At 29.0% G+C, this 14,647-nt stretch carries 13 protein-coding genes; 4 read left to right on the top strand and 9 right to left on the bottom strand.

Features of this window, described 5'->3' with window-relative positions; all coding sequences use genetic code 11:
* Nucleotides 1–8 precede the first annotated feature (8 nt).
* The 6 genes from NNC19_RS05920 to NNC19_RS05895 all read right to left on the bottom strand — a co-directional run bounded on the left by NNC19_RS05920 (nucleotide 9) and on the right by NNC19_RS05895 (nucleotide 7,647).
* Nucleotides 9–1,880, bottom strand: coding sequence for a fructose-specific PTS transporter subunit EIIC (locus NNC19_RS05920; RefSeq protein WP_310937704.1), 1,872 nt, complete (start codon nucleotides 1,878–1,880; stop codon nucleotides 9–11).
* 19 nt (nucleotides 1,881–1,899) lie between these two features.
* Nucleotides 1,900–2,805, bottom strand: coding sequence for a 1-phosphofructokinase (pfkB, locus tag NNC19_RS05915; RefSeq protein ID WP_310937703.1), 906 nt, complete (start codon nucleotides 2,803–2,805; stop codon nucleotides 1,900–1,902).
* Nucleotides 2,805–3,557: a DeoR/GlpR family DNA-binding transcription regulator gene (locus NNC19_RS05910; RefSeq protein ID WP_310937702.1), complete on the bottom strand. Its 753-nt coding sequence runs from the start codon at nucleotides 3,555–3,557 to the stop codon at nucleotides 2,805–2,807. Before NNC19_RS05910 ends, pfkB begins: the two co-directional genes overlap by 1 nt.
* Before the next feature lie 241 nt (nucleotides 3,558–3,798).
* Nucleotides 3,799–5,643: an EAL domain-containing protein gene (locus tag NNC19_RS05905; RefSeq protein WP_310937701.1), complete on the bottom strand. Its 1,845-nt coding sequence runs from the start codon at nucleotides 5,641–5,643 to the stop codon at nucleotides 3,799–3,801.
* A 106-nt stretch (nucleotides 5,644–5,749) separates the two neighbouring features.
* Complete coding sequence (locus tag NNC19_RS05900; protein WP_310937700.1) at nucleotides 5,750–7,084, bottom strand: DUF4179 domain-containing protein; 1,335 nt, start codon at nucleotides 7,082–7,084, stop codon at nucleotides 5,750–5,752.
* A 2-nt stretch (nucleotides 7,085–7,086) separates the two neighbouring features.
* The gene (locus NNC19_RS05895; protein ID WP_310937699.1) at nucleotides 7,087–7,647 is read right to left on the bottom strand and encodes a sigma-70 family RNA polymerase sigma factor; all 561 of its coding nucleotides are present in this window, start codon (nucleotides 7,645–7,647) and stop codon (nucleotides 7,087–7,089) included.
* Nucleotides 7,648–8,317: 670 nt separating this feature from the next.
* Between NNC19_RS05895 and NNC19_RS05890 the strand changes: the two genes are divergently transcribed.
* Nucleotides 8,318–8,473: a zinc-ribbon domain-containing protein gene (locus tag NNC19_RS05890; RefSeq protein WP_310937698.1), complete on the top strand. Its 156-nt coding sequence runs from the start codon at nucleotides 8,318–8,320 to the stop codon at nucleotides 8,471–8,473.
* A 134-nt stretch (nucleotides 8,474–8,607) separates the two neighbouring features.
* Here the strand turns inward: NNC19_RS05890 and NNC19_RS05885 are convergent, their stop codons facing one another.
* A complete protein-coding gene (locus NNC19_RS05885; protein WP_310937697.1) occupies nucleotides 8,608–8,958 on the bottom strand; it encodes a four-helix bundle copper-binding protein in 351 nt (116 codons plus the stop codon).
* A 317-nt stretch (nucleotides 8,959–9,275) separates the two neighbouring features.
* Here NNC19_RS05885 and NNC19_RS05880 point away from each other — a divergent pair, with 317 nt between their 5' ends.
* Together NNC19_RS05880 and NNC19_RS05875 are read left to right on the top strand one after the other, a co-directional pair.
* Nucleotides 9,276–10,076: a right-handed parallel beta-helix repeat-containing protein gene (locus NNC19_RS05880; RefSeq protein ID WP_310937696.1), complete on the top strand. Its 801-nt coding sequence runs from the start codon at nucleotides 9,276–9,278 to the stop codon at nucleotides 10,074–10,076.
* 136 nt (nucleotides 10,077–10,212) lie between these two features.
* Nucleotides 10,213–11,112, top strand: coding sequence for a multidrug resistance efflux transporter family protein (locus tag NNC19_RS05875; protein ID WP_310937695.1), 900 nt, complete (start codon nucleotides 10,213–10,215; stop codon nucleotides 11,110–11,112).
* A gap of 23 nt (nucleotides 11,113–11,135) precedes the next feature.
* Here the strand turns inward: NNC19_RS05875 and NNC19_RS05870 are convergent, their stop codons facing one another.
* Both NNC19_RS05870 and NNC19_RS05865 read right to left on the bottom strand, forming a co-directional pair.
* The gene (locus tag NNC19_RS05870; RefSeq protein WP_310937694.1) at nucleotides 11,136–11,921 is read right to left on the bottom strand and encodes a YukJ family protein; all 786 of its coding nucleotides are present in this window, start codon (nucleotides 11,919–11,921) and stop codon (nucleotides 11,136–11,138) included.
* Between the two features lie 222 nt (nucleotides 11,922–12,143).
* The gene (locus NNC19_RS05865) at nucleotides 12,144–13,904 is read right to left on the bottom strand and encodes a 1-deoxy-D-xylulose-5-phosphate synthase (protein WP_310937693.1); all 1,761 of its coding nucleotides are present in this window, start codon (nucleotides 13,902–13,904) and stop codon (nucleotides 12,144–12,146) included.
* 191 nt (nucleotides 13,905–14,095) lie between these two features.
* Here NNC19_RS05865 and NNC19_RS05860 point away from each other — a divergent pair, with 191 nt between their 5' ends.
* The gene (locus NNC19_RS05860) at nucleotides 14,096–14,497 is read left to right on the top strand and encodes a MerR family transcriptional regulator (protein ID WP_310937692.1); all 402 of its coding nucleotides are present in this window, start codon (nucleotides 14,096–14,098) and stop codon (nucleotides 14,495–14,497) included.
* Nucleotides 14,498–14,647: the final 150 nt, after the last annotated feature.

The following is a 14,647-nucleotide window of genomic DNA, read 5'->3' as shown; positions in this document are numbered from 1 at the left end:
TTTAATTTCTATTCTACTACTTTTTTCTTAAGTATAGCAAGCATTGCCATACCTGCTACTGAACCTGCTAAAATTGCTACTGCATACATTGCAGGATTACCTACAACTGGAAGAACGAAGATTCCACCATGTGGTGCTCTTAAAGCACATCCAAATGCCATTGACAATCCTCCAGCAATTGCTGAACCTACTATACAAGATGGTATAACTCTTATTGGGTCTGCTGCTGCAAAAGGAATTGCACCTTCAGTTATAAATGATAATCCCATTATATAGTTTGTAAGTCCTGATTGTCTTTCTCTCTTTGTAAATTTGCTTTTGAAGAATGTTGTAGCTAATGCTATTGCAAGTGGTGGTACCATACCTCCAGCCATAACAGCTGCCATAATCTCAAATTGTCCGCTTGCAAGTGAAGCTGTACCAAATACATATGCTGCCTTATTGAAAGGACCACCCATATCAATTGCCATCATTCCTCCAAGTAATACACCAAGCAATATTTTACTACTAGAACCCATTCCTGTTAAGAAACCGTTAATTGCACTATTTAAACCTGAAACAGGTGGATTTACAACGTATACAATAATAACGCCAATTAGTAATATACCAAAGAAAGGATATAGTAATACTGGTTTAATACCTTCTAATGATTGTGGTAAACCACTAAATATTTTCTTTAATCCAACTACTAAGTAACCTGCTATGAAACCAGCAAGTAATGCACCTAAGAAACCTGATCCACCAGCACTTGCTAATGATCCACCAACAAATCCAACTGCTAAGGCTGGCCTATCACCTATACTCATTGCTATGTAACCAGCAAGTATTGGTAACATAAATCCAAATGCTCCACCTCCAACTTTCATGAAGAAAGCTGCCATTGGTGTATTAGATCCAAATTTTGAAGGATCTATACTATAATCATCTAATAAGAATGATAACGCTATAAGTATACCTCCACCTATAACAAATGGTAACATGTGAGATACACCATTCATTAAGTGCTTATAAATTTGTCTTCCTATTCCTTCTTTTTCATCAGAAGATTCATCTAATCCTGCACCATCATGATGATATACAGGTGCATCTCCATTAATAGCTCTATTGATCAACTCATCTGCTTTATGAATTCCATTAGCTACCTTTGTTTGGATTACTTTCTTGCCATCAAATCTTGCCATTTCAACTTTTTTGTCTGCTGCAACTATGATACAATCACAATTTGCAATTTCTTCTCTAGTTAGAACGTTTTTAGCTCCACCAGAACCATTTGTTTCAACCTTTATGGTTACGCCCATATCTTTAGCCTTATTCTCAAGACTTTCAGCGGCCATAAAAGTATGTGCTATACCTGTTGGGCATGCTGTTACAGCTAAAATTCTGTATCCTGCTTTTTGTCCTTTGTTCCTTTCTTCTCTCATTTTTTCACCCTCTTTTTCATCAATAAGACTCAAAAATTCTTCTTTAGACTTTGCATTAATTAGTTTATTTTTGAAATTGGTGTCCATAAGTATAGTAGAAAGTCTAGCTAATACTTCTAAGTGTAAATCATTTTTCCCTTCTGGTGCTGCAATTAAGAAAAATAACTTTGCAGGTTCACCATCTAGTGAATCATAGTCAATTCCATCTTTAAGGACTATTGCCGCAAGACCTGCTTCTTTAACAGCTTTAGTCTTCGCATGAGGAATAGCTATTCCTTCTCCAATACCAGTTGTGCTTAAAGCTTCTCTCTCAAGTACCGCTTCTTTATACGCTCCCTTATCTGCTAACCTTCCTGTAGAATCCATTAAATCTACAAGTTTATTAATGGCTTCACTCTTAGTTTTTACATTAGGATTTAATTCAATTCCATTTGATTTTAATAAATCTGTTATTTTCATAAAACTTGCCTCCTAAAAATTATTTTATCTGTTCAAGTAATTCATAAACTTTGTCTTCTGTAGCTAGCCCTTCAGAGAAAGCACTAGCACTTCCTGTTGCAACCCCCATTTTGAAAGCTTCAACTAACTCTCTATTTTTTAAGTAACCTGCAATAAACCCAGCAACCATAGAATCTCCAGCACCTACGGAGTTTTTTAGAATTCCTTTTGGTACTTCACTCATAAATACATCTAAATTTGAATTTATAAGTATTGCTCCATCTCCAGCCATTGATATTAAAACATTTTGTGCTCCAAGCTCAACTAACTTTTTAGCATATTGAACTATGTCTTCTTTACTTTTTAGTTCTACATTAAATAATTCCGCTAATTCATGGTGATTTGGTTTAATTAAAAATGGTTTATACTTTAATACATTCATTAATAAATCACCAGTTGTGTCTACTATAAATTTGATTCCTTTGTTTTGTAATTTCTTCATTATAGTTTCATATATATCTTCTGGTAATGTGTTTGGTATACTTCCAGCTAAAACAAGAATATCATCTTGTGATAAGGTTTCCAATTTAGTGAAAAGTTTTTCTAGTTCATCCTTATTAATTGCTGGTCCATTACCATTGATTTCAGTTTCATGATCTGCCTTAATCTTTACATTAATTCTAGACATTCCTTCTTTCAGTTCTATGAAGTCAGTAGTACATCCAAATTCTTTAACTTTTCTTTCAATTTCTTTACCAGTAAATCCTGCTATGTATCCAAGTGCCTTATTTTCTATTCCTAGATTTTTTAAAACTATAGATACATTTATACCTTTACCACCTGCATATATATCTTCTGAATAAGTCCTGTTTACTGCCCCTAATTCAAAATCATTCACCTTGACTATATAGTCTAAGGCAGGATTAAAAGTAATCGTATAAATCACTAATCCTCCACCTCCATTATTTTTGTTAATTCTTTGTATGATTTATCTTTCAATTTTGTTGTAATTATTATTGCTTTATTAATTTCCCCAAAAGTTATAGAACTTATTAGTTTAAATTTTGATTTATCACATAAAATATAAGATTTCTTACTTCTATACATTGCCTCTTCCTTAACCATGGCTTCACTTATATCAGGGGTTGTATACCCTCTTTCTATATCTATTCCATTTGTTCCAAGAAAAGCTTTGGTGAAATTATATTTTCTTAGACTATTTATTGCCTCTACACCTACTATAGCTTCAGTTGTTAACTTTAGCTCCCCACCTAGGATGAAGGTTTTACAATGATTTTGAATTAATTTCTTAGCATGTACTATTCCATTAGTAACAAAAACTGCATTCTTTTCTTCAATAAATCCTATCATTAATTCAGTGGTTGTTCCTGCATCAAGATATACCATGTCATTTGGTTTAATGAGCTTTGCTGCTTCTTTTGCTATCTTTAGCTTTTCATCTAAATTTAAATTTTGTCTTAACTCAACTATCTCTTCTTTTGTATTTATAGATTCCTGATTTAAAGATGTAGCACCTCCATGAACCTTTTTTAATTTACCTTGATTATGAAGTGTATTTAAGTCTCTTCTTATAGTAGATTCGGATGATTTTAAATAGTTAACTAAATCATTAACATATACTACTGATTCATTCTCTAATTTACTTAATATTAATCTATGTCTTTCTTCTGTTAACATTTACATCACTTCCTTGTCTCTAATATACTTCAAAAAAAATCACCTGTCAACGATTTTTATTCAAAAACATTCAACTTCATTCAAAACCAATCATTTTTCACATAAATAATTCCATTTACTTTATTTAAACACTAGAAACATCCAGTTCTAAAACATTAGAAAACTTCAGCTTTGTAAATATAAAAACAAAAAAACTTAGAAAAATAACTATATACATTAGTTTATCTAAGTTTTACATTTTTTATTTATTTTTTAAATGTTTTTTTACTTCAGCCGCATCTAGAGGTTTACTAAAAAGATACCCTTGCCCCAATCTGCAACCATTTTTATTTAATATATTAGATTGCTCTAAACTTTCTATTCCCTCTATTAAAGTATTAAACTTCAATTTATTTCCCATTTCACAAATAAAATTTATTATTGCTACTGTATTTAAGTTACTGTCTATATCTTTTATAAAATATGGATCAATTTTTAAAATATCTATATTCAAATTTTTTAAAAGACTTAATGAAGAATAACCTGTTCCAAAATCATCTATAGCCACCTTTACTCCTAAAGATTTCAAATTATTTACCACTTCTGAAATTTTATTCATATCCTGCATAATACTTTCTGTTAACTCAATTACAATATATTTAGAATCAAGTTTAGTTTTATTAAGATACATCTTTACAACTTCAACAAAATTTGAATCTTTTAATTGGAGTGCAGATACATTAATTCCAATTGGAACAATATCTAACCCCTCATCTTGCCAAAGTTTATTTTGTTTGCAAGCTTTTCCTATAACCCATTCTCCAATAGATGTAATAAGTGACATTTCTTCAGCTATAGGAATAAATTCTAAAGGAGAAATTATTCCAAGAGTTGGATGATTCCATCTTATCAACGCTTCTATTCCCCATAGTTCTCCTGTTTCAAGATATACTTGTGGCTGATAGTGTAAATAAAATTCTTCCCTTTCAAGAGCTCTTCTCAATCCATTCTCCAATTCTACTCTTCTTGTTATTATTTCATTAAAATCTTTATTAAAGAAACAAAAATTGTTCTTGCCATTGCTTTTAGCTTCATACATTGCAGCATCTGCATTCTTTATTAGAGAATCTACTGTAACACCATCTGAAGGATATAGGCTTATACCTATACTGGTTGAAGTATATATTTCATTACCATCGATTAATAACGGTTTCTTGAATTCATTAATAATTCTATTAGCGATTAAAACACTTTCTTTTTTACTTATATTATTTACTATGATTATGAATTCATCTCCACCATATCTTGAAACAATATCATCCTTTCTCACACAGTTTACAAGAATTTTAGCCACTTCATCAAGTGTCTTATCACCAAAATTATGACCTAAAGAATCATTTATATTCTTGAAATTATCTAAATCAATAAATAATATTGCAAAACTTACATCTCTTCCAGCGATTTTTTTTAACAATTCTTCAACATAAATATTTAACTTATAACGGTTTGGAAGTCCTGTGACCGCATCAAAATATGCCATTTGCTTTACATTCTCTTCTGCATCTAAAAGTGCTTCTTCTGTAATAAGTTTTGATTTAAAATTTACATAAGAAAGTATAAAGAACATTGCAAAAATGGTTAAGTTTATTAAATTATCTTGAGTATTGTTCTTAAAAGAAAGAAAAATGCCAATAATTGAAATAGACATAACTATAATATATATCACTAAATGAACCATTTGCCTAAGTCCTAGTATTACAGCAAATGTAACTAACAAAAGTATTTTTATAAAATTTTCATTACCCTTATTCATATATAAAGAACATAACATAGAAATGCTAGATAAATAATATATGGTGTATAAAATGTTTGTAGCTTTTCTTTTTACATAGTCACTTGTAAATGTTAATACAAATATAAATAAATATATAACTGTAAATAATAGACCTGATATAATCATATATAAATTAAAACTTGAATAACTTTTTTCTAGTAAAGCAACTATTACAATGGTGAAAACTCCTGCTATGAAAGTTATTATTCTTAATAAAATATTTGCTTCTTCACTTTGAGACTTTCTTTCATTAATATTTTTCTTCTTTAGCAAAATAATGTCTCCTTTCAGCATAACTATACTGTTTCAAACAATAAATTTCATAACAAGTGTATCTTTTAGAGTAGTTCACCATTTATTATTCCTAATTTCTTTAAAATTATTTTTTAGTAACTGTTATTGCTTCATTTTCATGTAATCTTTCAGCCATCTTATCATAGAACTCCATTTCAATATCCTTAACTTTACCAATTTTATAAATACTAACTCGAGAATCTTCAGAATCATATTTTCTAAACAAATCCATATCATCATTTTCTTTTAACATTACTCCATCTGCCTTAATTCCAAAATCTTCTGGAGAACCTATACATATTTTCTTCCCTGCATATTCAAAATTATATTTAACTATTAAATTTTCTTCATCTATTCTGAAATTTTCAACATCGATTGATACACTATCAGTTAGTTTAATTTTGAATGGAGAAAAATTATCCAAGTCAATTCTTTTACTATCTATTTGCTTCTTTGTATAATTCTTATCACTACAAATTGGAATTAACTTTAATGAAGATATATTTTCAGTATTAATATAATTCATACTTGATTTTATTTTACCTTCTTCTCCACCTTTACAATCTTTATTTATACTAGTTCCTCCAGAAAATTTGCATTCATTTCCATCTTGATCTATAATTAAAAAATTCATACATGAATCATTATAGTCATGACTTTCTGCATAGTACTTAATATTAGTTGTTAATGGTGATATCGTTATTTCATCTAAATAGAAATTAGTATCGTTCGTTGTAAATTTATTTTCTAATTCCTTAATATAAGTATTCTTTTTAAGATCTCTAGTATCTATTGAAAATTTAACTCCCCACTCCCCTTCTTTGCCATATAGTTCTGGAATTTCCATATCTACATTTAAATATCTAGGAAGCTCAGTATAATTCCATGGAATTGTCCATAAATATTGGGCTGTATTATCATCTACAGCTTTACGCTCATAACTACCACTAGTATTTATATTTTTCCCATTAATCCTTAATGAAATTGGAATAAATGGTATTTCTGCATTTTTTGTTTCTGTATTATTATTTTTCACTATAAAGCTAAAAGTGAACATATTATTATCTGCAACTGCATTTTCAAAAGTTACATCTATCCCCTCTTGTGATTTAGTTTGTCCTACTGTATTCATATAGTCTTCATATTGTTTATTTACATCAACTAATCTCTTTTGTACTAGTTCTCCTATTATTGGTATGCTTTCAGCCCAAGTTGGAGTTACTATAGTCATAGATACAAGACTAATTAAAACTAATGATGCTACTGCTACAACTATTTTTTTCTTGCCCCTTTTCTTTGTATTTAAAGAATTCATTAATTTTCTTTTTCCTTTTTCTCTTTCAAATTCACTTACTTCTATTTCTTCAACATCATTAGAATTTATATTTATTTCACTTAACAATTCATATATGTCCTTCATAATTAAATTACCTCCAACTTAAATTTAATAGCCTTATCTTTGAGCTTTTTCTTATTTCTATAAATCCTACTATCAACTGAAGATTTACTTAAATTAAGCCTTTTTCCAATTTCCTCAGCCTTTAGCCCTAAAAAATACTTCATAATAAATATTTCTTTGTCTATAAATTCAAGTTCGTTTAATAACTTCATCATGTCATTTCTATTTTCATTTATTAAAATTTCTTCTTCTAATGTATATTTCTCTTTCAAATCAATTGAATCTAAAATAATTTCTGACTTATTTACTAAACTCCTATAATAATCAATTGCTTTAAACTTAGCTATAGAACATATCCAATTTCTAAAATTATTTTCATCACCATGAAACTTATCTGAGTTGTTCCATACTGCTAAAAACACATCATTTATACATTCTTCTATAACTCCATTATCTTCAAATTTTATCAGTACTTTATGAACAATGCTTTTAACTAAAGGTATATATCTATCATATGTCCACTCTAAAGCATCCTCTTTTCCTTTTTTCAATGCTTTGATGAAGTTTTTATCATTTATTTTCATAGTCCCCTCACTCATTTCTGTATTTGTAAAAGCTCTTACACACTATATAACGGTGCAAGATGAAAAAATTAGCACATTCATAAAATATTTTTATAGGCTGGCTTTAATTGATAATTAAATACTTTACTACATAAAGAAATCCTATATCTTTTTGTTGATAATTTAAGATATAAATTTTACTATAAATGTATTTTATATATATTCTTTAGAAATAAGTCCTTTAAGTCTTATCACATCACCTAAACTACTAATAGAGAATTTATGCTGCAGCCTTTCTGTCTTTCCTTTATTTCATCTGTTATGGCAATTAATCTGGTTATACTTCCCAAAGCTTCCATGGAGGCTATTCCAAGTGTAAATAATATTTATTACATTACATATATCATAAATAAAATTTCCCATCAAATTTTTATACAATTCCACATTGAAACTTCTTAACATTTTGAAGACATTTACAAGCATAAAGAGTTTGTAATTCTTTATGTTTTTGAAAAATCAGAAATTTATTAAAAATAATTTCAAAAATATCTTGCATTATATAATTGCATGTGTTAGTATTGATGAGTAGCAGAAATTTGCTATAAAGAATAAAGTTTTATTTCGATAATTAGTTTCTCTTGTTTAGAGATTATTATCAATTTAGAATCTTTAAAATAGGAGGATTTTCAATATGAACGATAAGACATTAGTATGTAAAGATTGCGGAAACGAATTCGTATTTACTGTAGGAGAACAAGAATTCTACAAGGAAAAAGGATTCACAAATGAACCTGTAAGATGTGCAGATTGCAGAAGAGCAAAGAAACAACAAAACAACAGAAGATAATTTTTGATTGTTATGAGCTATAGTTTAATACTATAGCTTTTTTTATTTGTTTCTTTATTTACATTATAAAAACAATAAAGAGTATCACCAAATTTCTAAGCAATACTCTTTAACAAATAAATTCTACAGTTCTTCTATAACATAGCACCCATTCTTCTGCACTCATCCATACAAGCATAACATTCTGTAGCACAGTTTCTACAATGGTCATCTTTAAACATATCGCATTCTGCTCCACACTTTTCGCAAATATTAGCACATAACTCACAATGTTCTCTTAAAAATTGTCCATTAGTTGACATAATTGAAGATGACATCTGACACATTTGTGCACATTCATTTAAAAGACTAATACAATTCCTTCTTTCATTAACATCAGGTTCATTTAAGCATGCTTGAAAGCATTCATTACATATTTGTGCACACCTATTACAAGCATCTATACATGCTTGATACATATTTTCATCTCTATTTCCTATATCCATTTTTTCGTCCTCCTGCTTTTTTATTAGATGGTTATAACACCTCTAAATATTATTTGTAATTGAACCCTAGTTATACTTGTAATTATAATTATAATTCATATTAATATTCATCTGATCATTTTAATTAGTATACTAATATAATAAAAACTACACTTAAAACATATCTATATTCATTTCAAGAATTACTTTTTATACTTCAAGCTAAATCTATTTATTTTATATCTCTTTTAATTTAATCTTATATTGTCAGAATATTTAATTATTTTTCAACTTTTTTGTTTAATTACACAAATTTAAAATTTAAGGAGTGGTATACAATGAAAAAAAAAGCTATTTCAATTCTTACAACTGCATTTTTAGCATTATCAATAGGTGCAACATTTGCTCCTATGAAAGCTAATGCAGCTACTGACATTGCAGCTTTATTGGAAAAAGGAGGTACAATCCCTGCTGGAAATTATAAGCTTACTAAAGGTGTAAAAGTTACAAAAGATATTGTTGCAAATGGTGTTATAATTGATGCTTCTGGATGCCCAAATGATACTATTGCTATAGTATCTAAAGCTAGTATTACAGGGATCACAATTAATAATGCTAAAAGACAAGGGATTAGTGTACAAGATTGTTCTGGAAAAACTTTAAAGAATTGTACTGTTACCAAGGCCCAATTTGCTGGAATTGAAGTGAAAAACAATGTTTCAAACATAACATTAGATGGTTGTATTTCAAACAATAATTATGACCCTGCAAAAAAAGGTGAAAATGCTGATGGATTTGGAATAAAGAATGGTGCTAAAAATATTACATTGAAGAATTGCTCTGCTACTGGAAATAGTGATGATGGATATGACACATATACAGCTGGAGCAAATATAACTTTTATTGGTTGTAAAGCAATGAATAATGGTTCTGGTGGTAATGGTGATGGAAACGGCTTCAAACTTGGACCTAATTCTTATAATGGTGTAAATGGTGGCTTGATTACAGTAAAAAATTGCACCGCTACTAATAATAAAGGTTGGGGATTCTTAAGAAATCACAACAAAGTAAATCCAGTACAATCTGGAAATACTGCAACTGGTAACAAAAAAGGTCAATTTAATTGGAACTTAAACTAGAAATATATACTTTCAAAATATGAAAAGGTACTCTATTTTTTTAGAGTGCCTTTTATAAATACTTATTCAATTTGATAACACAAAGAAAAATATGTTATAGTGTATTTTGTATATTATAATATAGGAGAAATTACATATGAAAAAAGCATTTATGTTAGGAATAATAAGTTCCTTCTTTTTCGCCTTTACTTTTGTTTTAAATAGAAGTATGAATTTATCTGGTGGTAGCTGGATATGGAGTGCAAGCCTTCGTTTTATGTTTGCTTTACCCATTATGGCTTTAATAGTTAAAAAGAAATATGGATTTATGAATATTCATAATACTATTAAAAATCATTTTAAAGAATGGCTTATATGGAGCACCATTGGTTTTGGACTTTTTTATGCTCCACTTTCTTATGCCGGTGATTATGGTGAGTCTTGGCTTATTGCAGCTTCATGGCAGATAACTATAGTTATGGGGGTACTTCTTACACCTTTATTTAAAAGAAAAATTCCTTTTAAGAATTTATGTGCTTCAGTAATTATATTAGCTGGCGTCTTTTTATTACAACTCAATAATATAGAAAATTTAAATTTAGCTGCAAGTTTATCAACACTTTTACCAATACTTGTAGCAGCTATTTCCTATCCACTTGGTAATAGAAAGATGATGAAAGTTTGTGATGATAATATATCAACAATAGAACGTGTTTATGGAATGATTTTATGTAGCTTGCCTTTCTGGCTTATATTATCTATCTTTGGTGTTTCTAATGTTGGTTTGCCATCAGCATCACAAACTGTACAAGCTTTTTGCGTTGCACTATTTTCAGGTATAATAGCTACATTATTATTCTTTAAAGCTACTGATTATGTAAAGTCAAACCAGAAATGGCTAGCTGTAATTGAATCCACTCAGTCTGGAGAAGTTATATTCTCACTACTTGGAGGAATTTTGCTTCTTGGAGATTCATTACCTGACCTTTTAGGGTTAATTGGGATTTTATTGATAATCTTTGGAATGATTTTAAATAGCGTATTATCAGCAGAATAATTAGACAATTATGAGCCATTGCTTTATTTCAATGGCTTACATATACTTTCACCACTCTCATGGTCATAAATAAAAGATTCTCCTTCTGAATTGCCAGTCTTATCATTAGTATCCCATGTTTGAGATTGAAATGCTAAAAATATTCCTTCCCAATGATTGTTGGGATATTGTAACAATATGCAACCATCTTGAAATACTCCATTTGAAAATTCATAATCCCCAATACTTCCTTGATTCATATGAACTTCATGAATACCCTTCCCCTTATTGAAATGACCTCCATAAACATAAATTATGGCATGTTTTTTAATAGCCTTATCTCCTATTTGCTTTTGAAAAAAATCTGCTAAGTCATTATCAGGACCAATTTTAGTTGAAGGCAGTACTTTCATTTCACATGGATTAAATAAGTTGCTACGTATAAAGTCTACAGCTATATCTTTAGGATTATATTTAGAGCTAGGGAACTTTATATGTAGTTTCTTAGGATAGTCTGTTCTATGAAAAACAAACTCATTATGATATTTTATTGGATAAAATCCCTGTTTCAAATTTTGCAAATGAGTAATCTGTTTAGCATTAAACTTAGAATTAGCAATATATAAAAGATCATTTTCTACTTTCTTACCATTAATTATAATTGGATTTCTCGGAGCAGATTTAGTATTAACTGCAATATCATATTCTATATTATTAACCTTCACATAAATATGCACATGTGGCTTAATTGTATTGATTCTAGCATCACATTCATCATATCTAGAAACTTTTCCTTTTAACACCCCATATAGCTCTTTTATTCCACTCACATTACTACCTCTCTTTAAATTTTGAATTTCATAATTTTCACCCTTACCTTGACAATGATTATATATTTTCTAATATAAATCTTATTTTCTCCATATATAAAAAATTAAATGTGCATAGAAAAAACAAAAAAATTAAGCTCTAACCATAAATAGCTAAAGCTTAATTTCACCTATAATATGCACCCTATTTCCTACCTAAAGCTACACAAACACCTGACATTCCTATTTAATTAAATTCTCTATATCTTTTACTATAAGCTCATCAGTTAAATGATATCTTTCATATAACTTATCTACTGGCACACTATCAGTAAATTCTTTCTTGCTTCCAAAATTCAATACTTTCATTTCTGATGAACCATAGAAACGAGTAATCTTTTCTCCAAATCCACCATCAACAAGACCATCTTCTAATGTAACAACCACTTTATGATTATTTTCTAATGATTTTAATAATTCCTCATCTATTCCTGTTATGAAATGAGGATTTATAAGTGTAGCATCAACATCTAGCTTATCCTTTAACATAGCTTTTACTTTTTTACCCAGTTTAAAGAAACTTCCTAAAGCTACTATAGCAACTTTACTTCCCTTTTCTTCAACCTTAAACTTATTTAATATAGAATAGTCTGTTGTATCTTCTATTCCTGTTGATATGAGCTCACCACTTGGTACCCTTATAGATACTGGATGTTCATTTTGATCTGCTGCCCAATTTAACATAGTTAAATACTCTTCTTTGCATGTTGGAGCCAAATAAACCATGTTTGGTATATTGCTTATTAATGGTATATCAAAAGTACCTAAATGTGTAGAATCACTCCCTGAAATTCCACCTCCAAATACAAGGATAACAGCTGAATTTTTATTTAAAGATAAATCATGTGATAGTTGATCATAAGTACGTTGTACAAATGAACTTGCTATTGCAATAATAGGTTTTCCTCCATTTGCTGCTATACCTGATGCAAAAGCAACTGCATGTTCTTCTGCTATTCCTACATCTGTATAATGAATTCCAGCTTTTTGTCTAAAATCAGGAGTAAATCCAGTAATCATTGGTGTTGCTGCTGAAATTGCAATAACTTTTCTATCTTTTTGATATTTAGCAGCTATAAATTCTCTTGTAATACTTGCATAATTTTCTGGCATTTCAAACTTTTGCTCTGGTTTAACATCAAGTGCTCCTTGAAGTGACCAGTGCCATTGTTCTTTATTCTTCTCTGCTACTTCTAAGCCTTTTCCTTTAATTGTATGCATATGTAATACAACAGGATGATCTATATCTTTTACTTTATTAAAAGTTTCTATTAATTCTTCTATATTATGCCCATCTTCTATATAGTAATAATCAAAACCCAAAGTTTTAAAGAAATTACTTTCAGCTTTTCCTTTTGTTTCTCTTAAAAGAGATAGATTTTGATACAGTCCACCATGGTTTTCTGCAATAGACATCTCATTATCATTTACTAAAACTATAATGTTACTATTTAAAACTGATGCATTATTAAGCCCTTCATAAGCTTGTCCTCCACTTAAAGAACCGTCTCCTATTACAGCTATAATATTTTCATTATCTCCTTTTAAATCTCTTCCTTTAGCAAGGCCTGTTGCAAGGCTTACTGAAGTTGAAGTATGTCCAACTGTAAAATAATCATGCTCACTTTCATTAGGATTAGTATATCCAGAAACTGAATGATATCTATCAGGATTCATAAAGGCTTCTTTACGTCCTGTTAAAATCTTATGTGTATAGCTTTGATGTGAAACATCGTACACCATCTTATCTTTAGGAGAATTAAAAACATAGTGCAATGCTATTGTTGCTTCAACCATTCCTAAGTTTGGTCCCATATGACCACCAGTTGCATTTACTTTTTTAAGTAAAGCTTCTCTAACCTCACTGGATAATATGTTTAACTCTTCAATTGAAAGTTTTTTTACATCTAGAGGTGAATTTATTTTATTTAAAATATTAAACATAACAATCTCCTTTTTCCTTTAGTTTTTTTATTCATAGATTTATTCTACATAGAAGACTATAACCCTAAAGCCAACTTTAAAGTCAATACTTTCTTTATAAAATTTTTAAAGTTTGTACATATACATATTTTTGTTTATAATATTTTTATGTTATCAATATGATGTAAAAACAACTAATAATGGGAGGTACTATGAAATATACAATTAGAGAAGTTGCAGAAATGATGAACTTACCACTTTCTACAATAAGATACTATGATAAAGAAGGTCTTTTACCATTTTTAGAAAGAAAAGAATCAGGCTATCGTGTTTTTTCAGATTCAGATATTGGTATGCTTGAAATTGTAGAATGTTTAAAAAAAACTGGAATGCCAATTAAGGACATTAAAAAATTTAGTGATTGGGTAAAGAATGGTGAAGGTTCATTGGCTGAAAAATATGAAATGTTTCTTGAAAGAAAAAAAATCATTGAAGCTCAAATGGAAGAATTACAAAAATCATTAGATTTAATTAATCGTAAATGTTCTTATTACAAAGAGGCTATTGAAACTGGTACTAAAGATATACATAGAAAAATATGCTCCAATGTATAATTATAACAAATACAAAAAAAACAGATAACCATTTAAATTTAATGATTATCTGTTTTTTCGTGTTATGCAGCCCTATTAATTTTTTATTTTCATTATACTTTTTCATTGTTTAACTCCTTGTTTTCCTTATGCAGTAAAAATTGTATTTTT

Origin of the sequence: Clostridium sp. SHJSY1, assembly GCF_031626875.1 — a bacterium.
GTDB lineage: Bacteria > Bacillota > Clostridia > Clostridiales > Clostridiaceae > Clostridium.
The sequence above is the reverse complement of the archived record's forward strand: the minus strand, read 5'-3'. Positions and strand labels throughout refer to the sequence as shown.

What these genes read in the sequence shown, in the direction of transcription:
- NNC19_RS05920 (WP_310937704.1), bottom strand. Translation starts at nt 1,880, where the DNA reads ATGAAAATAACAGATTTATTAAAATCAAATGGAATTGAATTAAATCCT.
- NNC19_RS05910 (WP_310937702.1), bottom strand. Translation starts at nt 3,557, where the DNA reads ATGTTAACAGAAGAAAGACATAGATTAATATTAAGTAAATTAGAGAAT.
- NNC19_RS05860 (WP_310937692.1), top strand. Translation starts at nt 14,096, where the DNA reads ATGAAATATACAATTAGAGAAGTTGCAGAAATGATGAACTTACCACTT.
- NNC19_RS05895 (WP_310937699.1), bottom strand. Translation starts at nt 7,647, where the DNA reads ATGAAAATAAATGATAAAAACTTCATCAAAGCATTGAAAAAAGGAAAA.
- NNC19_RS05890 (WP_310937698.1), top strand. Translation starts at nt 8,318, where the DNA reads ATGAACGATAAGACATTAGTATGTAAAGATTGCGGAAACGAATTCGTA.
- NNC19_RS05885 (WP_310937697.1), bottom strand. Translation starts at nt 8,958, where the DNA reads ATGGATATAGGAAATAGAGATGAAAATATGTATCAAGCATGTATAGAT.
- NNC19_RS05875 (WP_310937695.1), top strand. Translation starts at nt 10,213, where the DNA reads ATGAAAAAAGCATTTATGTTAGGAATAATAAGTTCCTTCTTTTTCGCC.
- NNC19_RS05865 (WP_310937693.1), bottom strand. Translation starts at nt 13,904, where the DNA reads ATGTTTAATATTTTAAATAAAATAAATTCACCTCTAGATGTAAAAAAA.
- NNC19_RS05880 (WP_310937696.1), top strand. Translation starts at nt 9,276, where the DNA reads ATGAAAAAAAAAGCTATTTCAATTCTTACAACTGCATTTTTAGCATTA.
- NNC19_RS05900 (WP_310937700.1), bottom strand. Translation starts at nt 7,084, where the DNA reads ATGAAGGACATATATGAATTGTTAAGTGAAATAAATATAAATTCTAAT.